This window comes from Stenotrophomonas sp. SbOxS2 (assembly GCF_013416715.1).
In the GTDB taxonomy this organism is placed as follows: Bacteria; Pseudomonadota; Gammaproteobacteria; order Xanthomonadales; family Xanthomonadaceae; genus Stenotrophomonas; species Stenotrophomonas lactitubi.
In genome coordinates this window covers 173989-193786 of the sequence record NZ_JAAVXD010000006.1, presented here as the reverse complement: position 1 = coordinate 193786, position 19798 = coordinate 173989, and the positions used below count along the sequence as shown (strand labels likewise).

Genomic DNA, 19798 nt, shown 5'->3' with positions numbered 1-19798 from the left:
TCACCAGGACACGGCAAGGCTGGCCGACAGAGTGCGGCCGGGGCTGGTATAGCGGTCCAGAACGGTGCTGGTGGCTGACAGGGTCGAGCCGCCGTTGGACCAGTCGATGTAACGCTTGTCACCCAGGTTGAAGATACCGACGTTGAAGGTCGCACCCGGGGCGAAGTTCCAGTGCGCCATCAGGTCGGCCACGCCATAGCCGGCTGGGCGATAGATGGCGGTCGAGGCCACACGGTCCTTGCGCTTGACGAAGGTGCCGGCCAGTTCTACGCCCCAGCTATCGGTGTCGTACATCAGGCCGACGGTGCCGCGCATCGGATCGACCGAATCCAGCGGCACATCGGCGGTCTTGTTGTCGCCGCGCGACCACGCCACCGCACTGCGCAGCGCCCAGCCCTGCAGCGCCGGGCTGATCTGGCCGAAGTCGACACCGGCCTTCAGTTCGGCACCGTAGATGCGTGCGTCGGCGATGTTGCGCGACTGGAACACCATCAAGCCCTGCGCGTTGGTGCCCACCAGCGTCTGCGACTCGATGAAGTCCTTGTAGTCGTTGTAGTAGCCACTCAGGCTCACGTACGCCGCCGGCGACAGGAAGCGCATGCCCAGTTCGACGCCGTCGCTGGTTTCCGGCTTCAGGTCCGGATTGGGAATGGCGGTGTAGCCGAAAGCGAAGTTGGTGAAACCGAGGTTGACGTCGTTGTACGGCGGCGAGCGGAAGCCACGCGAGTAACCGGCAAACAGCGACCACTCGTCGGTGAAGCGATAGACCAGGCCGAACTTCGGCGACACGCTGGTCTTCTTCAGTTCCGACACGGCCACGCCGGGGTTGTCCTCGGCGAAGATGCTGTCCACGTCCGGCTTCAGTTCGTAGCGGTCCACGCGCACGCCCGGCACCAGCGACAGCTTGCCGTCGGCCAGGCGCATTTCATCCTGTGCGTACAGGCCCAGCTCGGTGGTCTTGCTGATCGGGAAATCGCGCACGGGGAACGCGTCGGGCAGGATCGTCGTGCTGACCACGCCACGGTTGCTGACCTGGTAACCATCGCGCTTCTGGCGGATCTCGGTGCGGGCGCCATCGAAGCCATAGGTCAGCGCGTGTTCGACGCTGCCGGTGCTGAAGGCCTTGTTGAACACCGCCTGCAGGCCATACACGCGCTGGTCGAAACTGAACTCGCGATGGCGGGTGCTGCCATTTGCGCGCGCCTCATTGGTTCGCTGCCTGGTTTCGCTGTCCTGCGTGTAGACCTGCCAGTGCAGGCTGTCGGCGAAGCCCTTGTCCAGCGCATCCATCTCGTGGGCGAAGGACACGCGGGTGCGGTTCTGCGTGTCGCGCGCCTTCATGCCGGTGGTGGTGGTGCGGTCGATCGAGGACAGCACGTTGGTATCGGTGTTGTCTTCGTTGCCTTCCACGGTCAGGCGGAAACGCTGGTCGTCGCTGGGCGCATAGACCAGCTTGGCCAGGCCGCTGCGGCCATCGCGGTCCTGCGGGTTGGCCGCGGTGCGCGTGTTGTCGTTGCTGCGCACATCCCCCTTGTTGTCGGTTTCCTGGCCTTGGCGGTGGTTGATGTTGACCATGCCGCTCCAGTGTTCCCCCCCGAAGGCGCTGGTCACACCGCCGAGCAGGCCTTTCCACTCACCGTCGTAGCCGAACTTCAGGCCGACATAGCTGTCCTTGCCATCCTTCAGGTAATCGGCCGGGTCCTTGGTGACGAAGGCAACCACGCCACCGAGTGCGTCCGAGCCGTACAGCGAGCTGGCCGGTCCGCGCACGATCTCCACGCGCTTGAGCGTGTCCAGGTCGGTGAAGTTGCGGTTGGCGTTGGAGAACGAGCCGATGTTGAAGCTGGTCGGCATGGCGATGCCGTCGGTCTGGATGCGCACACGGTTGCCGTCCAGGCCGCGGATGCGGATGCTGCCGATGCCGAAGCGGGTGGCGCTGCGGCTGACCGACAGGCCCGGCTCGTAGCGCACCAGATCCTTGATGTCCTGCACCAGCTGCCGGTCCATCTGCTCGCGGTCGATCACATCGACGGTGGCAGCGACATCGCTGACCGCACGTTCGGTACGGGTGGCGGTGACCTGCACGCGATCGAACTCGCGCGCATCAGGCGCGGCGTCGGCAGCAGCATGGGCGGACAGCGGCAGGGCCATCCACAGGGCAATGGAAAGGGCAGTCGGGCGGGTCATCGGCATCGTTCGGTCAGGCAGGGGAACCCCCGGCCACCGCCACGCCAAGCAGGCATGAACGGTAGACCGAGGGGGAGAGAGCAGGAGCGGACGGGTCGCCCACCCTGCCGGCGCGGCCGACAGGAGGGAGGGAGGCGGGCGACCAGACCGCGTTACTTGGTCAGGATCAGCTTGTCGTTGCTGGTATGACGCAGACGGTAGAAACGATCACCGTGCTGGATCAGGATTTCACGACGGCCCTTGAGCAGGGCTTCGCTGTCGATGACCTCTTCCGGCGGCACGACACGAACCGGGCGGTCGCGGAGGGTCAGCGTTTCGGGGCGCAGCAGTACAGGTTGAGCATTCATGAGCATCTGGACTCGTGCGAGGGACGAGTTAAATGATAATGATTCTCAGTTGACAATCAACAATCATTCTCAACTTAATTGATGGAATTAATGATCGAAATTTCAATTTCGATAGCCTTTGCCTATCGAAATAGGTGCAATTGGGCGCGGTAAGGCCGGCCGAGCGTGGGCTCGGCCCTACAACCTGTCCTCGGCCCTCAGGCGAATAAGGCTTCCACCTGTGCCCAGCCGGCGTCGTCCACCTGCGCCAGCACGTCCAGCGCCTGCAGGTTCTGCAGCAGTTGGCTGACCCGGCTGGCGCCGAGGATCACGCTGGAGACGTTGGGATTGCGCAGGCACCAGGCGATGGCCAGGCTGGCCGGGGCGTGGCCCAGCTCGCGGGCTACCGCACTGAAGCGTCGCACCTGGGCCAGGCGCGCATCGGCGTTGTCGCCCAGCACCAGGTCCTGCAACCAGCCCATGCCTTCGCGGCCCAGCCGCGCATCGGCCGGCACGCCGTCGTCGTACTTGCCGCTCAGCAGGCCCGAGGCCAGCGGCGAGAAGATCGTGGTACCCAGCCCGGCGGTGGCATACAGCGGCGCGTACTCCACCTCCACCCGCTCCCGATGCAGCAGGTTGTACTGCGGCTGCTCCATCGACGGCGCCTGCAGGTTATGGCGCGCGGCGATGTCCACCGCTTGCTGGATCTGATTGGCCGACCATTCCGAGGTGCCCCAGTACAGCACCTTGCCCTGCCGGACCAGGGTATCCATGGCATGCACCGTCTCAGCGATCGGGGCGTCCGGATCCGGGCGATGACAATAATAAAGGTCTAGGTAGTCCACCCGCAGGCGCTTGAGCGCGGCGTGGCAGGCGTCGGTCACGTGCTTGCGCGACAGGCCACGCTGGGTCGGCCGCGGGTCCTTGGCACTGCCGAAGAACACCTTGCTGGACACGCAGAAGCCATCACGCGGCAGCCGCAGGTCGGCCATCACATCGCCCATCACCTGCTCGGCGCGGCCGTTGGCATAGCCCTCGGCGTTGTCGAAGAAGTTGATGCCATGATCCCAGGCCGCCGCCACCAGGTTGCGCGCCTCATCGCGTGGCACCTGGTCGCCGAAGGTCACCCAGGCGCCGAAGGACAGGGCGGACATCGGCAGGCCGGTGGAGCCAAGGCGACGGTAGAGCATGCGATTCTCCTGCTGCGGGCCCGCATTCGGGCCGGGATCAAGCCACCATTCTACCTGTCCCGGCAGGCGCAACCCCTTGCTGTTGCTGGCCTGATCGGAGCCGATGGCCGCGCGCAGGCCGCTTTTCCTTGCTCCGGCCCCTGCCCTGCACTAGGCTTCCCGTTTTTCGCGACGCCCCAGGGGAGTCACTCAGATGGTCGAAGGTTTGGGCAGGATCGGCTTCGGCCTGTTCGGTTTGGCGGTGCTGATCGGCATCACCTGGCTGTTTTCCAACAACAAGCGCGCGGTGGACTGGAAGCTGGTCGCCACCGGCATCACCCTGCAGATCGCCTTTGCGGCACTGGTGATCCTGGTACCGGGCGGGCGCGACGTATTCGATGCGCTGGGCCAGGGCTTCGTGAAGGTGCTGAGCTTCGTCAACGAAGGTTCGAAGTTCATCTTCGGCTCCTTGATGGACGTCAAGAACTACGGTTTCATCTTCGCCTTCCAGGTGCTGCCGACGATCATCTTCTTCTCGGCGCTGATGGGGGTCATGTACCACCTCAACGTCATGCAGGCGATCGTGCGGGTGATGGCCTGGTCGATCACCAAGGTGATGCGCGTGTCCGGTGCGGAAACCACCAGCGTCTGCGCCAGCGTGTTCATCGGCCAGACCGAGGCACCGCTGACGGTGCGTCCGTACATCGCCAAGATGACCCAGTCCGAGCTGCTGACGATGATGATCGGCGGCATGGCCCATATTGCCGGCGGCGTGCTTGCCGCGTACGTGGGCATGCTCGGCGGTGGCGATCCGGTGCAGCAGGCGTTCTACGCCAAGCATCTGCTGGCGGCCAGCATCATGGCGGCCCCGGCCACCCTGGTCGTGGCCAAGCTGCTGATTCCGGAAACCGGCACCCCGCTGACCCGCGGTACGGTCAAGATGGAAGTGGAGAAGACCTCCAGCAACATCATCGACGCGGCCGCTGCCGGCGCCGGTGACGGCCTGAAGCTGGCACTGAACATCGGTGCGATGCTGCTGGCCTTCATCGCCCTGATCGCCCTGCTCAATGCGCCGCTGACCTGGCTCGGTGAAATCACCGGCTTGGCGGCGGCAATCGGCAAGCCGACCGACCTGTCGACCATCTTTGGCTACGTGCTGGCGCCGATCGCCTGGGTGATCGGTACCCCGTGGGCCGACGCCACCACCGTGGGTTCGCTGATCGGCCAGAAGGTCGTGATCAACGAATTCGTCGCCTACACCGAACTGTCGAAGATCGTGAATGGCCAGGTGCCGGGCATGAGCCTGTCGGAAGAAGGTCGCCTGATCGCCACCTACGCCCTGTGCGGCTTCGCCAATTTCAGTTCGATTGCGATCCAGATCGGCGGCATCGGCGGTCTGGCACCGGAACGTCGCCACGATCTGGCCAAGTTCGGCCTGCGCGCGGTGCTGGGCGGTACCATCGCCACCTTCATGACGGCTACCATCGCCGGCGTGCTGACGCATTTCAGCTGAACCCTTGTTTGAGAAAAGATTCCCTATGAGCAGCAGTGTCGTTGTCGTCGGTTCCTTCAATGTCGATCACGTGTGGCGGTGCGAGTCGCTGCCGGCGCCGGGTGCGACCATTGCCGGCCGCTACAGCACCGGTCCGGGTGGCAAGGGCTTCAACCAGGCCGTTGCCGCCTGCCGTGCCGGCGCTGACACCAGCTTCCTGTGTGCGCTGGGCGACGATGCGGGTGGTGCCACCGCCCGTGACCTGGCCGCGCAGGATGGTTTCGCGCTGATCGCCGAAGCCAGCAGCGAGCCGACCGGCACCGCCGGCATCTATGTCGATGCCCGTGGCCGCAACACCATCGTCATCGGCCCGGGCGCCAATGCGGCGCTGAGCACCGACTTCGTGCAGCAACAGCAGGCCCTGCTGACCGGCGCCAAGGTGGTGCTGGTGCAGCTGGAATCGCCGGTGCAGACCATCGAAGCGGCACTGGCCGTGGCCCGCGAGGCCGGTGTCACCACCGTGCTCAACACCGCACCGGCCGACGCACCCTCGACCATCGGCCTACTCAAGCTGGCCGACGTGATCACCCCGAACGAGACCGAGTTCGCCGCCCTGCTCGGCCGTCATGTCGGCGAGCGCGTGGATGCCAACGACGTTGCGGCGCTGGACGGTGCCAGCCTGCACGCGCTGTGCCGCAAGCTGGTCGGCAACGGCACGGTGGTGGTGACCCTGGGTTCGGTGGGCGTGTTCGTGTCGCATGCCGACGAGCATCTGCGTGGTGACACCCAGCCGTACTACCGCGTGGGTGCCGAACAGGTGCAGGCGATCGACACCACCGGTGCCGGCGATGCCTTCAACGGTGCGCTGGTGGCCTCGATCGCCCAGGTGCCGGACGCTCCGTTCGCCCGCCACGTGCGCTTCGCCAACCAGTTCGCCGGCCGCTCGACCGAGAAGGAAGGCGCGGCGGCGGCAATGCCGCGCTTCACCCCGGCCGATGCCGAAGTGAAGTAAATGAAGTGAAGTAGATCTGCGCCACGCGTGGATGAAGGGCCCGGGCATGCAGATGCCCGGGCTTTTTTTTTGTCTTCCATCCACGCACCGCTTGGATTTACTGCCAACGCCGCAGCAACAGGCCAGCGGCAATCGCCAGCACCGCCACGGCGGCCGCAGCCAGGCCCAGCGAGGCCAGGCCGAAGCGTTCGATGACGCCGCCACCGAGCAGCGCGCCCAGACCGATACCAGCGTTGGCCGCCGAGACATTCAAGGTACCGGCCAGCGCCTGCGCCTGCGGCGCGGCTCGCATCACCCGCACCTGGCACAGCGGGAACAACGCGGTATGCGCAATCCCCCACAGCGCCAGTGCGATGACTGTCAATGCCCCCTGCCCGGCCCAGCCGACGCTCGCCAGCATTCCCACCGCCAGCACCGTGCAGAACGCGATGGTCGCACCCAGCGGTGCACGGTCAACCCAGCGCCCGCCCAGTGCATTGCCGAGGAGCCCCACCACACCGAAGCCCATCAGCCACCAGCCCACCTGCCCGGCAGGGACGCGTGACAAGCGTTCGAGCACGTCGGCCAGATAGGTGTAGGCGGCGAACATGGCGGTGAACACCAGCACCGACAACAGCACATTGCCCAACAGCCACGGCTGGCGAAGCACACGCGCCTGCTCACCCAGCGCTCGCCGCGGTTCCACGCTCGTTTCCGCCGGCATCCACAGCGCCAGCGCCCCGGCCATCAGCAGCGACAACGCGGCCAACAGCCAGAAGCTGCCGCGCCAACCAATGGCCTCGGCGGCCAGCGTACCCAGCGGGATACCGAACAGCATCGCGGCGGTTATGCCCAGATAGATCCGTGCCACCGCACGTCCGCCCTGACCAGCGGGCGCCAACCGCACGGCGGTCTCGCTGGCAGTGCCCCAGAACACCGGCAGCGCCAACGCCGGCAACACCCGCGCCAGCGCCAGCACCCACGGCTGCTCGGCCACGGCGGCCAGCGCATTGGAGGCCGCGAACAGCACAAGAATGACCACGAACAAGCGGCGTCGGTTGAAGTGCGACAACAGCGCAGTCAACGGCGGCCCGGCCAGCATGACGGTGAACGCAAACAGGGTGACCAGCTGTCCGGCGCGGGCGATGCTCAGGCCGAGGTCGCGTGCCAGCGCAGGCAACAGGCCGACGATCAGGAATTCGGTGGTGACGATAACGAACGCAGATATTGCCAGCAACACGCTCGAGAGGCGTGCGCGGGCAGCGCTGTGGCCAAGGGCCAGTGAAGAATCGAGAGAGGACATTCAGATGAATCAGGTCAGGAGTCGACAGCCTATTCCCTGCATCTATTCCGATTGTTGCTATATTTTCGGCCAATTCCGGACAGATATTCGCCAATGCTTCCCACCGAGCGGCTGCGTGGCATCGAGGCCTTCGTCGCCACCGCCGATGCAGGTAGTTTTACCGCTGCCGCCGAGCGCCTGCACCTGACCAGTTCGGCGATCGGCAAGACCGTTGCCCGGCTGGAGGCACGGCTGGGAGTGCGGCTGTTCGAGCGCAGCACGCGGCGCCTGCGCCTAACCGAAGCCGGTGAGGGCTTCTACCGCACCTGTGTCCGCGTGATGGGCGAACTGGCCGATGCCGAATCGGTACTGGCCGCACACGCAGACGCCCCCGTGGGCCGCCTGCGGGTGGATGCACCGGCCACCTTCGGGCGCGTGAAGGTCTGGCCAATCCTGCTGCACCTGGCCGCCGAGTTTCCGCAGCTGTGGCCGCAGGTGACCTTCAGCGACCGCTTCATCGACCTGGCCGAGGAAGGCGTCGATCTGGCTGTACGCATCGGTGGCCCGGAACCACTGCCGGTCACCCTCGGCAGCCGCCTGCTTGGCCACGAATGCCTGCGCTTCTGTGCGTCACCAGCCTATCTGCAGCGGCACGGTTTGCCCGGCTCGGCGGCCGAGCTGGCCGACCATGATGGGGTACTGTTCGGCCGGGCCGATGGGAGCATTGGGCCGTGGCAGGTCGCCGATGCCGGGCAGCGCATCGCACCGCTGCAGGCCCGAGCTCGGCTGGTGGTCGGTAGTGCCGAAGCACAGGTGGCGGCGGTCGAAGCCGGCTTCGGCATCGCCCAACTCGCCACCTGGCTGCTCGATGACGCACTGGCACGCGGCAGCCTGGTTTCGATCCTGCCGGAACTGGACTGCCGCGGCCTGCCGCTGCGATTGCTGTGGTCGCAAGGCCGACAATTGCTACCGCGCGTGGATGTGGCATTGGACCGGCTGGCGGCTGGGCTGCGGATCGATCCACCGCGCTGAACCACCTCCCGCGCGTGGTGTCGTGCCGTCGATGCAGGTGCGACTGCCTGCCGCATTGCCCGCGCCCTGGCCCTGGCCCACCATCCGCCCAGCTTCTCTGCTCAGGCGCGACATGAACGGATTCCCCTGGCTGCTGGTCGCGGTCACCGGCAGTGCCATCGCGGCCCTGCTGCACATCGGCTGCATCGCTTTCGGTGCCCCCTGGTATGAGCGCTTCGGTGCCGGTCGGCGCGTGGTCCAGCTGGCCGAGGCCGGGCATTGGTGGCCGCCACTGATGACAACTGGCATCACCGCCGTGCTGCTGGTCTGGGCACTGTATGCGCTGGCGGCAGCAAGGCATGCGCCGATGGTCGGCAGTCACTGGGTACTGCCCGGCATCGCTGCCCTGTTGCTGTTGCGCGCGGCGATGGGGTTCGTGCTGGCGGTGCTGCGCCCCGGCTACAACGGCAAGCGCTTCTGGGTGGCCAGTTCGCTGGTCTGCCTCGGCCTCGGGCTGGCGTTCGCGTTCGGCGCCGCCCAAACCTGGCAATCCCTGTAGGGCAGCGGTTCACCCAGCCGACCACCATCGCCTGCCCTTGGGGGCGACGGAAGCAACCGTCAAGCATCTGCTGATGCCCGTGCGGCATGAGGTCGGTCCGGATCGGCCTGAACCGGCAGGCCGGCAACCCCGCCGGGGCGCCGGCCGCGCCCTACAATGGGCGCATGCAGATCGGCCCGTACTCCATTGCCCCCAACGTCGTGCTTGCGCCCATGGCCGGCGTCACCGACAAGCCCTTCCGCCTGCTGTGCAAACGGCTGGGCGCGGGTCTGGCTGCCTCGGAAATGACCATCAGCGACCCGCGCTTCTGGAACACGCGCAAGTCGATCCACCGCATGGACCATGCCGGTGAACCGGCGCCGATCAGCGTGCAGATTGCCGGTACCGAGCCGCAGCAGCTGGCCGAGGCGGCGCGTTACAACGTCGACCATGGCGCGCAGATCATCGACATCAACATGGGCTGCCCGGCCAAGAAGGTGTGCAACGCCTGGGCGGGCTCTGCGCTGATGCGCGACGAGCAGCTGGTCGCGCGCATCCTGGAAGCCGTGGTCAACGCGGTGGACGTACCGGTGACGCTGAAGATCCGCACCGGCTGGGACTGCGACCACCGCAACGGCCCGGTCATCGCCCGCATCGCCGAGGCCAGTGGCATCGCCGCCCTGGCCGTGCACGGCCGTACCCGCGACCAGCACTACACCGGCCAGGCCGAGTACGCCACGATCGGCGAGATCAAGGCCGCGTTGCGCATTCCGGTGATCGCCAACGGCGATATCGATTCGCCGCAGAAGGCCGCCTTCGTACTGCAGCAGACCGGCGTGGACGCGGTGATGATCGGCCGCTCCGCACAGGGCCGGCCGTGGATCTTCCGCGAGGTGGCGCATTACCTGGCCACCGGCGAGGAACTGCCGCCGCCGTCGCTGGCCGAAGTGCGCGACATCCTGCTCGGCCACCTGCACGCACTGCACGATTTCTATGGCGAACCGCAGGGCGTGCGCATCGCACGCAAGCACCTGGGCTGGTACGCCAAGGACCGGCCGGAGAATGCCGCGTTCCGCGCGGTGGTCAACCGTGCTGAAGATCCGGCCAGCCAGATCGCACTGACCACCGACTATTTCGACCGCCTGATCGCCGGGGAACCGGCGATGTCTTCTGCTGCCTGAGCCCCCATCATGACCCCGCCGATTTCTTCCCCGACCTACCTGCACGGGTTCTCCGGCACCGAGCAGCAGCGCCTGATGACCCAGGCGCGCCTGCTGGAATCGAGCATCTTCGGCCAGATCGATTACAGCGGCGCAAAGCGCCTGCTGGAAGTCGGCAGCGGCGTGGGTGCACAGACCGAGATCCTGCTGCGCCGCTTTCCCGAGCTGCACGTGACCGGCGTGGACCTGAGCGAGACCCAGCTGGAAACCGCACGCGAGAATCTGGCGCGTACGCCGTGGTGCAGCGACCGTTACACGCTGCAGCAGGCCGATGCCGGCGAACTGCCGTTCGAGGCGCGCACCTTCGATGCGGCCTTCCTGTGCTGGGTACTGGAACACGTGCCCTCGCCCGCGCGCGTGCTGAGTGAAGTACGCCGCGTACTCGCCCCGGGCTCGCCGGTGTACATCACCGAGGTGATGAATGCCTCGTTCCTGCTTGATCCGTATTCGCCGCACATCTGGCGCTACTGGATGGCCTTCAATGACTTCCAGTACGACCATGGCGGTGACCCGTTCGTCGGCGCCAAGCTGGGCAATCTGCTGCTGGCCGGCGGCTTCCGCGATGTGCACACCGAGATCAAGACCATCCACCTGGACAACCGCGAACCGGCACGTCGCAAGACGATGATCGCGTTCTGGGAACAGCTGCTGCTGTCGGCGGCTGACCAGCTGCTGCAGGCCGGCACGGTGGACGAAGAAACGGTGGAGGGCATGCGTCGCGAGTTCCGGCTGGTGCAGAACGATCCGAACGCGGTGTTCTTCTATTCGTTCGTGCAGGGCCGCGCGACGGTGTATTGAGCGGCCCCGGCACTACCGATTGAGGCAGTAGAGCCACGCCATGCGTGGCTGCCGCCGCCGATGCACACCCCATCCACGCGTGGCGTGGATCTACTGTTCGGGCTGGTGCCAGATGCGCTGCCACATGGCCGACAACCGGCGACCGGCATCGGCACGCGCGGCCGGGCTGCTGTAGTCCACCCGCAGCTGCTCGGGCACGATCGCGCGCCACTGGCCGTCAACCTGCTCGGCCACCGCGAAGTTGAAGGTGTAGTCCGGCTCCAGGCCCATGCGCAGGTCGCTCAGCACCAGCCTGCCCTCTACCACCTGTGCGCGCATGAAGCCACGGTTGAACCACTGCAGACGCTGTACTGCCGGAATTCCCGCCGCTTCGCGCAATGCCTGCACGTTGGACGGATGCCCCTCGAAACGCATCGGCGCGTGGTCGGCCACCACCGAGTGGTCACCCACCACGTAGCCATTGGGGGTCATCGCCACCACCCGCCACAGCAGGGTATTGAACGGCATCGGCACCGAGAACCGCGGCGCGTCACCCAGGCCCATCGCGGCCAGGCTCTGCTGCGCGGCACGGTCGACCTGTGCCTTGGCGATCAGCCCCCAGCCCAGATACGCACTGCTGAGCAGCAAGGCAACGCCGAGCGCTTTGCCCGCCCACGGCCGCGCCCGACCGAACCAGGCCAGCACGCAGCCCAGCAGCAACCACACCGTGTAGCCTGGATCAATGATGAAGACACTCGAGCCCATCGCTGGATGCGGCTGCAACGGCCACCACAGCTGCGTGCCGTAGACGGTGAACGCATCCAGCACGGGGTGGGTGACCAAGGCCAGCTGGATCGCCCAGAACCAGCGCACCGGTGACTGCGCCACCCTGCCCTTGCCGAAGCGCTTGAACAACCACCAGATCAACGCGGCTACCCACGGCAGCACCAGCAGCGAATGGCTGAAACTGCGGTGGTCGGTCATGTTCGCCACCGGGTCGGCGGCGGTAAAGCCCAGCCACAGGGCGTCCAGGTCCGGCAGGGTACCGAGCGCGGCACCGGCCAGCAGAGCGGCACGGCGGTGTCCGGGCGGAGCGATGGCGGCAGCGACAGCGCCGCCGAGAACGATCTGGGTCAATGAGTCCATCGGCCGATGCTAGCGGGTTGCGCGCGGTGTATGTAGAGCCGAGCCCATGCTCGGCTGCTCTTCGTTCGGCGCCACGACAGCCGAGCACGGGCTCGGCTCTACAGCGGGACCACCCTGCACGCCCGTCGAGCATGGCTCGACGCTACAGGAGCGGTTTACGCCGCCTGCGACAACCGCGCGCCGGGCAGCTCGACCAGTGTCTGCCCATTGTGGTCCAGCAGCCGCAACGCGCCGTCGTGGTCCTCGGCCAGGGCGGTCAGGCTCTCCACCCAGTCACCGTCATTGGCATAGACCAGACCGTCACGCTCGATCAGCGCGGCGCGGTGGATGTGTCCGCAGACGATGCCATCCAGGCCACGCCGGCGCACATCATCCAGACCGGCCTGCACGAAGCGCTCGATGTAGCGTTCGGCCGCACTGCTCTGGCGCTTCAGGAATTCGGACAGCGACCAGTAGCGCATTCCGAGTCGACGCCGCACCGCGTTCAACAGATGGTTGCCGGTGAGGATGCGGTAGTACAGCCAGTCACCAAACCGCTCCTGCAGGCCACCGAAGTGGGTGACGCCGTCATAGTCGTCGCCATGCGCCACCAGCAGCCGGCGGCCATCGGCCGTGGTGTGGATCGCGCGGCGGCGCACCTGCATCGCCGGCAGCATCAGCCCACATACCTGGCGCAGCGACGCGTCGTGGTTGCCGGGGATGTAGATGATCTCGGTACCGGCGCGCCGCAGCGCGTGCAGGGCCAGGATGACCTCGCTGTGCGACTGCCGCCAGTTGGCGCGCCGGTGTGCCATCCACCACAGGTCGATGATGTCGCCGACCAGGTACAGGCGCTCGCAGCGCAGCGTGCCGAGGAAACGCGCCAGCTCGGTCGCGTGGCAATGCCGCGACCCGAGATGAACATCGGAGACGAACACGGCGCGACGATGCGGTGCCAGGTTCGCCAGCGTGCTCATGCCGGCATCCCCGCATCGCGCAGGTAGCGTTTGCGCTTGTGTGGACGGATCGCGTGCAGGTCGACTTCGATCAGGCCGTCGATCGAGTCGCTGAAATCCGGATCGACGCCGAACGCCAGGAACCGTGCACCGCCGGGTTCGCACAGGTCGGTGTACTGCCGGTACAAGGTGGGCACGCCGGTGCCAAGCGCGGCGAGGTTGGCCTTGAGCACGTCGAAGGCAGCCGCCGCATCCAGTTCACCGAAGCACGGTGGCGCGGCGAAGTACTGGAACGGCCGGTTCGATTGCACCCGACCATCGGCCGCGCCGTAGTAACGCTGGTAATAGGCCACCAGCTGCTCGCGCGCATCGCGGGGCAAGGCGGCGCTGATCGACACCGCACCGAACAGATAACGGATGCCGGGCTGGCATTGCAGATAGGCGCCGATGCCCTGCCACAGGTAATCCAGGCTGCGGCTGCCCCAGTAATCGGGCACCACGAAACTGCGGCCCAGTTCCAAGCCTTCGGCAATGCGTGGAATGGCATCGTCGGAATAGCGGAACAGGGAGGCACTGTAGAGCCCGGCCAGGCCCCGGCGCGCCAACGCCTGCGCGCCACGCATGATCCGGTAGGCACCGGCGATGCGCTGGGCGGTGCCGTCCCAGATCACGATGTGCTGGTAGTGCAGGTCGAAGTCGTCCAGGTCGCGACTGCGCCCCGTGCCCTCGCCCACCTGGCGGAAGGTCAATTCGCGCAGCCGCCCCAGCTCGTGCAGCAACGGCGAATCAGCCGTGCAGCTGGCCAGCAGGATCTGTTTGCCATCGGCGGTCTGCCCCAGCACGGTGGCAGCGGCAATCCCAGCGGCAACCTGTGCAGGCGGCACCGGTGCGGCCAGCGGCTCGGGTCCTGCAGGGCAGCCTTCGGCGACCGGCGTAGTGCGCCCCAGGGCGTATACGGCGCGGCGCACAGCCAACAGCTGCGCGCCGGGGTCACCCTGCCCCAGCTGCATCGGTTCGCCGATGCGCAGCCGCAGTGGCCGGCCACGGCGGGCGAACATCTCGCGTGCCAGCAATGCTGTACCGGCCGGCTTGAACAGGGTCGAAGCGCCGTAGAACAGCGCGGAGTTGCGCGCTTCCACCCGCACCGGCAGCACCGGTGCAGCGGCGGCACGGGCAAAACGGACAAAACCCCGCTGCCAGCGACCATCGCGGATGCCGAGCAGCGACAACCGCGAGACCTCGCCGGCCGGGAACACGATCACGCACTGCTCGGCCGCCAGCGCCTGCTCCACCGCCTGCAGGCTGGTGCGCTGGACCTTGCCACCGAGGATGCGCACCGGCAGCAGCAGGTCCTGCAGCGGCCCGATCGCGCCCAGCAGATCGTTGGCCACGATGCGTACGTCGCGGCGGATGCGGCCGACGGCATCCAGCAGTGCCAAGGCATCCAGCGCGCCAGAAGGATGATTGGCCACGATCAACAGGCGGCCGGTGGCCGGAATCCGCGCCAGTGCGGCGGGGTCCACGTGGTAGCGGCCCTCGATGAACTCCAGTCCGGCGGCGACGAAGTCGAAACCGCGCACGTTGGCGTTGCGGCGCAGGAACTCTTCGATCCGGTCCAGCCGCGACCAACGTCCGACGCTGCGCAGCAGGGGCCGGGCCAGTTGGCCGCGACGGCCATGGAACCAGTCGGGATAGCGTTGCTGCAGACGCTGTTCGAGTTCCTGCATGGCGTGTCCACTCCTGCCCGGCGGCCGGGTTGGCCGAGAGCCTGCGCCCAGGACGCGGCAGCCAGATGGCGGTTTGGCGGCAGAATGATGACGGCGCCTGCACCGGCCCATCCGGGCCCGGCGGGGGCGGCAATGGTCACGCCAGTGGAACACTGCCTGTGCACGATGCCCCCGCAATGCCCGCCAGGCCTTGCCCTGCCGGGCACAACACCTTAACCACCGGCAACCCATACGGGTTCACAATGCACAGGCGGCGCACCCCGTGTATCATTCGCGCCCATCTTTCCATCCGAATCAAAGGATATTAAGCCTGATGTCCAGCTACCTCTTCACCTCCGAGTCGGTCTCTGAAGGCCATCCGGACAAGGTTGCCGACCAGATCTCCGATGCGGTGCTGGACGCGATCCTGACCCAGGACCAGCGCGCCCGTGTGGCCTGCGAGACCATGGTCAAGACCGGCGTTGCCATCGTTGCCGGCGAGATCACCACCAGCGCCTGGATCGACCTGGAAGCGCTGACCCGCAAGGTCATCGTGGACATCGGCTATGACAGCTCCGAAGTCGGCTTCGACGGCGCCACCTGCGGCGTGCTGAACCTGATCGGCAAGCAGTCCCCGCACATCGCCCAGGGCGTTGACCGCAAGAAGCCGGAAGAAATGGGCGCTGGCGACCAGGGCCTGATGTTCGGCTATGCCACCAACGAAACCGACAGCTACATGCCGGCGGCGATCCACCTGTCGCACCGCCTGGTCGAGCAGCAGGCCAAGATCCGCAAGAAGCGCAACTCGCCGCTGTCCTGGCTGCGTCCGGATGCCAAGAGCCAGGTCACCCTGCGCTATGAAAACGGCGTGGTCTCGGCCATCGACGCGGTGGTCCTGTCGACCCAGCACGCCCCGGGCATCAAGCAGAAGGACCTCATCGAGGCCGTCCGCGAAGAGATCATCAAGCCGGTGCTGCCGGCCAAGTGGCTGCACAAGGGCACCAAGTTCCACATCAACCCGACCGGCAAGTTCGAGATCGGCGGCCCGGTGGGCGACTGCGGCCTGACCGGTCGCAAGATCATCGTCGACACCTACGGCGGCTGGGCCCGTCACGGTGGTGGCGCGTTCTCTGGCAAGGATCCGTCCAAGGTCGACCGTTCGGCCGCCTACGCTGCCCGCTACGTTGCCAAGAACGTGGTTGCCGCCGGCCTGGCTGACCGTTGCGAAGTGCAGGTCTCCTACGCCATCGGCGTGGCTGAGCCGACCTCGATCTCGGTCACCACCTTCGGCACCGGCAAGATCAGCGACGACAAGATCGAGAAGCTGATCCGCAAGCACTTCGACCTGCGCCCGTACGGCATCATCAAGATGCTGGACCTGATCCACCCGATGTACCAGCAGACCGCGGCCTACGGCCACTTCGGCCGCAAGCCGAAGGAGTTCAGCTACATCAACGGTGAAGGCGAGACCGTCAACGCCACGGCCTTCTCTTGGGAGAAGACCGATCGCGCCGCCGCCCTGCGCGCCGATGCGAAGCTGAAGTAAGACAGACGAAGGGCCGCTGTAGAGCCGACTGTTAGTCGGCTGACCTTCAAGAAGGGCCGCGCAAGCGGCCCTTCTGCTTCCTGTAGAGCCGAGCCCATGCTCGGCTTTCTTTTTGTCTGCGCCGAGAGCAGCCGAGCATGGGCTCGGCTCTACACGAGCCACGCCACGCCGATACAATCGCCCTATGTCGACCGAACTCAAATCCCACCAGCTGTCCATGACCGTGCTGATGTCGCCGGAGATGGCCAATTTCTCCGGCAAGGTCCACGGCGGCGCGATCCTGCGCCTGCTCGACCAGGTGGCCTACGCCTGCGCCAGCCGCTATGCCGGCCGCTACGTGGTCACCCTGTCGGTGGACCAGGTGGTATTCCGCCAGCCGATCGCGGTCGGCGAACTGGTCACCTTCCTGGCCTCGGTGAACTACACCGGCACCTCGTCGATGGAAATCGGCGTCAAGGTGGTGGCCGAGGACATCCTCAAGCGCAGCGTGCGCCACGCCAACAGCTGCTTCTTCACCATGGTGGCCGTGGACGAGGAAGGCCGGCCAACGCCGGTTCCGTCACTGCAGCCGGCCAGTTCGGACGAGAAGCGCCGCCAGGCCGCCGCATTGATCCGCCGCCAGCTGCGCCAGGAAATGGAGCAGCGGCATCTGGAACTGCTGGCGTCGAACCCGCCGTCGCCGGAAGAATGAAGGCGTGCGGTGCAAGCCCCGCACCTACCGAGGCCGGTAGCGCCGGGCCATGCCCGGCGGATACGGCTCACCCGGTGTTCTGCACGCCCTGCGAAACACCATTCACGCAGGCCACCAGCGCACGCAGCAGGTCATCGTCCTCGCGCCCGCTTTCGCGCCAGCGCTGCAGCAGGTCCACCTGCAGCACGCTGATCGGGTCCACATAGGGGTTGCGCAGGCGGATCGACAGCGCCAGCCGCGCGTCGTGGTCCAACAGGGTCTGCTGCTCCATCAGCGCCAGCAGCCAATGCCGGGTCAGTTCCAGTTCGCGTTCAACCTGCGGGAAGAACGCATCGTGCAGCTCGCCTGACAGGCGCGAGAACTGTTCGGCGATGGTGATATCGCCCTTGGACAGCACCATCGCGATGTCATCCAGGAACGTGCGGAAGAACGGCCAGTCACGCGCCATCTCGCGCAGCGTGGCTTCATGGCCGGCGTCCACCGCCGCCTGCAGGCCGCTGCCGACGCCATACCAGCCCGGAATCACCGCGCGCGCCTGGCTCCAGGCAAACACCCACGGAATCGCACGCAGGTTGGTCAACGCCGCATCCTGGCCGAGCCGGCGCGACGGCCGCGACCCCAGGGTCATCCGTTCGATCACATCGATCGGCGTAGCGGTGCGGAAGTAATCCATGAAACGCGGCTGGCCGACGAACGCCCGATAGATCTCGCTGCTGGAGCCGGCGACCACGTCCATCACCGGGCGCCATGCGTCCTCGCGCGGCTCGGCGGCGCGCGGGCGCAGGCTGGCGCGCAGTACCGCACCGGTGGCCTGCTCCAGCGAGCGCAACGCCAGCGCGCGGATGCCGTACTTGCGGTGGATCACCTCGCCCTGTTCGGTCACCCGCAGGCGGCCATCGATGCTGCCGCGCGGCGAGGCATCGACCGCATGCGTGGTCTTGCCGCCACCGCGGCTGATCGAACCGCCCCGGCCATGGAAGAAGGTCAGGCGCAGGCCTGCGTCGGCCGCTACCTCCAGCAGTTCAACCTGTGCGCGTTGCAGGCCCCAGCGCGAGGCGGCAATGCCACCGTCCTTGCTGCTGTCCGAGTATCCGAGCATCACCATCTGCACGTCGTCGCGTGCACGCAGATGCGCGCGGTACACCGGATCGGCCAGCAGATCGCGCAGTGTTGCAGTGCCACGCTTGAGGTCGTCCACGGTTTCGAACAGCGGCGCGATATCCAGCGGCACGTCGCCGGCGTCATCGACCAGGCCACCACGACGCGCCAGCGCCAGCACCGCCAGCACATCGCCACGGTCGTGCGCCATCGAGATGATGTAGCTGCCCAGCGCGTCGCCACCATGCCGCGCACGCGCATCGGCCAATGCAGCGAACACCGCATCCAAGCGCTGGTTGCCCTCATCATCGCCAACGGGCAAGGGTGTTTCACCACTGGCATGGGGCGCCAACAGGCGTGCGCGTCCGGCTGCATCCAACGCATCCCATGCTGCGTCGCCACCCAACACTTCCGCCAGCGCGCGCGCATGCACGCTCGATTCCTGGCGCACATCCAGCCGCGCCAGATGGAAGCCGAAGGTCTTCACCCGCCACAGCAGGCGCTGCACGGCGAAGCCGCCGGCATGTTCGCCACGGTTCGCACGCAGGCTGTCGAGGATCAGCTGCAGGTCATCGATCAGCTCGTCGGGGCCGGCATAAGCGCCGTCGGCATCATCCAGCGTGGCCTGCAGGCGCGCGCGCATGCGGTCGTTGAGCAACCGGTACGGCATGTCGGCATGGCGTGGCCGCGACTGCACCTGCGGCAGCAACTGCTGATAGTGCGCGACACGCGCCTGCAGTGCATCGCTCACCCCCACCCGTTCGGTGGACTGGCTGAGCAGGCTGGCCAGCTGCAGCAGTTCCTTCTGGTACTGGCCCAGCACGGCAACGCGCTGTGCATCCAGTGTGTTGCGGATGGTGTGCGCATCCACATTGGGATTGCCGTCCATGTCGCCGCCCACCCACGTGCCGAAACGCAGCAGGCGTGGCAACGGCACCTCTTCGCCATAGGTATCGCGCAGTGCCTGCTGCAGCGATTCGTACAGCACCGGAATCACCCGGTACAGCACCTGCACCAGATAGAAGCCAACGTGCTCGCGCTCGTCGTCCACGGTCGGACGCACCGGCGAGGAATCGGTGGTCTGCCACGATGCGGTCAACGCCATGCGGAAGCGCGCGGCGTCGGCGGCGGCTTCGCCGGGGGTGCGTTGGCCGTCGAGGTTGTCGACCAGGCTGGCCACCATCAGCTGCTCTTTTTCCAGCAGCGCGCGGCGCACGGCCTCGGTCGGGTGCGCGGTGAACACCGGCTCGATATCGATGCGTGGCAGCCACTGCGCCAGTTCATCCAGGCCAACGCCCTGTGCCTTCAGGTGCTGCAGGGCGTCCTGCAGGCCATCGGGTTGCGGTGCGGCGGCAACGGCGCGCTGGTAGTCGCGGCGGCGGCGGATGCGATGCACGCGCTCGGCGATGTTGACCACCTGGAAGTAGGTGCTGAACGCACGCACCATGGTCTCGGCCTGCTGCGGCGCACGCCCGGCCAGGCCATCGGCCAGTTCGGACAGCGGCGCCTGGTTCTCGCGGCGGGCGATGGCACGCGTACGCACGTCCTCGACGTCATCGAGGAAAGCGGCCGACACCTGCTCGACCAGCAGGTCGCCGACCAGTGCACCGAGACGGCGCACGTCGTCACGCAGGGGAAGATCGGGGGAAGCGAACTCGATACTGCTGCGGTACTCGTTCATCG

General features: G+C 66.7%; 16 protein-coding genes. 8 read left to right on the top strand and 8 right to left on the bottom strand.

Going from position 1 to position 19798, the window contains the following annotated elements:
* From HFK18_RS14350 to HFK18_RS14340, 3 genes are all read right to left on the bottom strand, one after another.
* Window positions 1–2187: a TonB-dependent hemoglobin/transferrin/lactoferrin family receptor gene (locus HFK18_RS14350; protein WP_180166777.1), complete on the bottom strand. Its 2187-nt coding sequence runs from the start codon at window positions 2185–2187 to the stop codon at window positions 1–3.
* 152 nt (window positions 2188–2339) lie between these two features.
* Entirely contained in the window at window positions 2340–2534 is a 195-nt protein-coding gene (locus tag HFK18_RS14345) for a hemin uptake protein HemP (protein ID WP_005412278.1), read from the bottom strand.
* A 197-nt stretch (window positions 2535–2731) separates the two neighbouring features.
* Window positions 2732–3703: an aldo/keto reductase gene (locus HFK18_RS14340; protein WP_180166776.1), complete on the bottom strand. Its 972-nt coding sequence runs from the start codon at window positions 3701–3703 to the stop codon at window positions 2732–2734.
* A gap of 193 nt (window positions 3704–3896) precedes the next feature.
* Here HFK18_RS14340 and HFK18_RS14335 point away from each other — a divergent pair, with 193 nt between their 5' ends.
* Together HFK18_RS14335 and HFK18_RS14330 are read left to right on the top strand one after the other, a co-directional pair.
* Window positions 3897–5195, top strand: coding sequence for a nucleoside transporter C-terminal domain-containing protein (locus HFK18_RS14335; RefSeq protein ID WP_180166775.1), 1299 nt, complete (start codon window positions 3897–3899; stop codon window positions 5193–5195).
* A 25-nt stretch (window positions 5196–5220) separates the two neighbouring features.
* On the top strand, window positions 5221–6186 hold the full coding sequence (locus HFK18_RS14330; RefSeq protein ID WP_180166774.1) for a ribokinase: 966 nt from the start codon (window positions 5221–5223) through the stop codon (window positions 6184–6186).
* Window positions 6187–6283: 97 nt separating this feature from the next.
* Here the strand turns inward: HFK18_RS14330 and HFK18_RS14325 are convergent, their stop codons facing one another.
* A complete protein-coding gene (locus HFK18_RS14325; RefSeq protein WP_180166773.1) occupies window positions 6284–7468 on the bottom strand; it encodes an MFS transporter in 1185 nt (394 codons plus the stop codon).
* A 93-nt stretch (window positions 7469–7561) separates the two neighbouring features.
* Between HFK18_RS14325 and HFK18_RS14320 the strand changes: the two genes are divergently transcribed.
* From HFK18_RS14320 to HFK18_RS14305, 4 genes are all read left to right on the top strand, one after another.
* On the top strand, window positions 7562–8479 hold the full coding sequence (locus HFK18_RS14320) for a LysR family transcriptional regulator (protein ID WP_180166772.1): 918 nt from the start codon (window positions 7562–7564) through the stop codon (window positions 8477–8479).
* 112 nt (window positions 8480–8591) lie between these two features.
* A complete protein-coding gene (locus tag HFK18_RS14315; protein WP_180166771.1) occupies window positions 8592–9017 on the top strand; it encodes a hypothetical protein in 426 nt (141 codons plus the stop codon).
* A gap of 164 nt (window positions 9018–9181) precedes the next feature.
* Window positions 9182–10177: a tRNA dihydrouridine synthase DusB gene (gene dusB / locus HFK18_RS14310; RefSeq protein ID WP_099820273.1), complete on the top strand. Its 996-nt coding sequence runs from the start codon at window positions 9182–9184 to the stop codon at window positions 10175–10177.
* A 9-nt stretch (window positions 10178–10186) separates the two neighbouring features.
* On the top strand, window positions 10187–11014 hold the full coding sequence (locus HFK18_RS14305) for a class I SAM-dependent methyltransferase (RefSeq protein ID WP_089238831.1): 828 nt from the start codon (window positions 10187–10189) through the stop codon (window positions 11012–11014).
* A 90-nt stretch (window positions 11015–11104) separates the two neighbouring features.
* Here the strand turns inward: HFK18_RS14305 and HFK18_RS14300 are convergent, their stop codons facing one another.
* From HFK18_RS14300 to HFK18_RS14290, 3 genes are all read right to left on the bottom strand, one after another.
* On the bottom strand, window positions 11105–12139 hold the full coding sequence (locus HFK18_RS14300) for a metal-dependent hydrolase (protein ID WP_180166770.1): 1035 nt from the start codon (window positions 12137–12139) through the stop codon (window positions 11105–11107).
* A 155-nt stretch (window positions 12140–12294) separates the two neighbouring features.
* Window positions 12295–13095: a UDP-2,3-diacylglucosamine diphosphatase gene (locus tag HFK18_RS14295; protein ID WP_180166769.1), complete on the bottom strand. Its 801-nt coding sequence runs from the start codon at window positions 13093–13095 to the stop codon at window positions 12295–12297.
* Window positions 13092–14801: a lysophospholipid acyltransferase family protein gene (locus HFK18_RS14290; RefSeq protein WP_180166768.1), complete on the bottom strand. Its 1710-nt coding sequence runs from the start codon at window positions 14799–14801 to the stop codon at window positions 13092–13094. Before HFK18_RS14290 ends, HFK18_RS14295 begins: the two co-directional genes overlap by 4 nt.
* Before the next feature lie 313 nt (window positions 14802–15114).
* Between HFK18_RS14290 and metK the strand changes: the two genes are divergently transcribed.
* Window positions 15115–16326 carry a methionine adenosyltransferase gene (gene metK, locus HFK18_RS14285; protein ID WP_089238823.1) on the top strand — a complete coding sequence of 404 codons (1212 nt, stop codon included), beginning with the start codon at window positions 15115–15117 and terminating at the stop codon, window positions 16324–16326.
* Window positions 16327–16510: 184 nt separating this feature from the next.
* The gene (locus tag HFK18_RS14280; RefSeq protein WP_089238821.1) at window positions 16511–17017 is read left to right on the top strand and encodes an acyl-CoA thioesterase; all 507 of its coding nucleotides are present in this window, start codon (window positions 16511–16513) and stop codon (window positions 17015–17017) included.
* 67 nt (window positions 17018–17084) lie between these two features.
* Here the strand turns inward: HFK18_RS14280 and ppc are convergent, their stop codons facing one another.
* Window positions 17085–19796, bottom strand: coding sequence for a phosphoenolpyruvate carboxylase (gene ppc, locus HFK18_RS14275; RefSeq protein WP_180166767.1), 2712 nt, complete (start codon window positions 19794–19796; stop codon window positions 17085–17087).
* Between the last annotated feature and the right edge of the window lie 2 nt (window positions 19797–19798).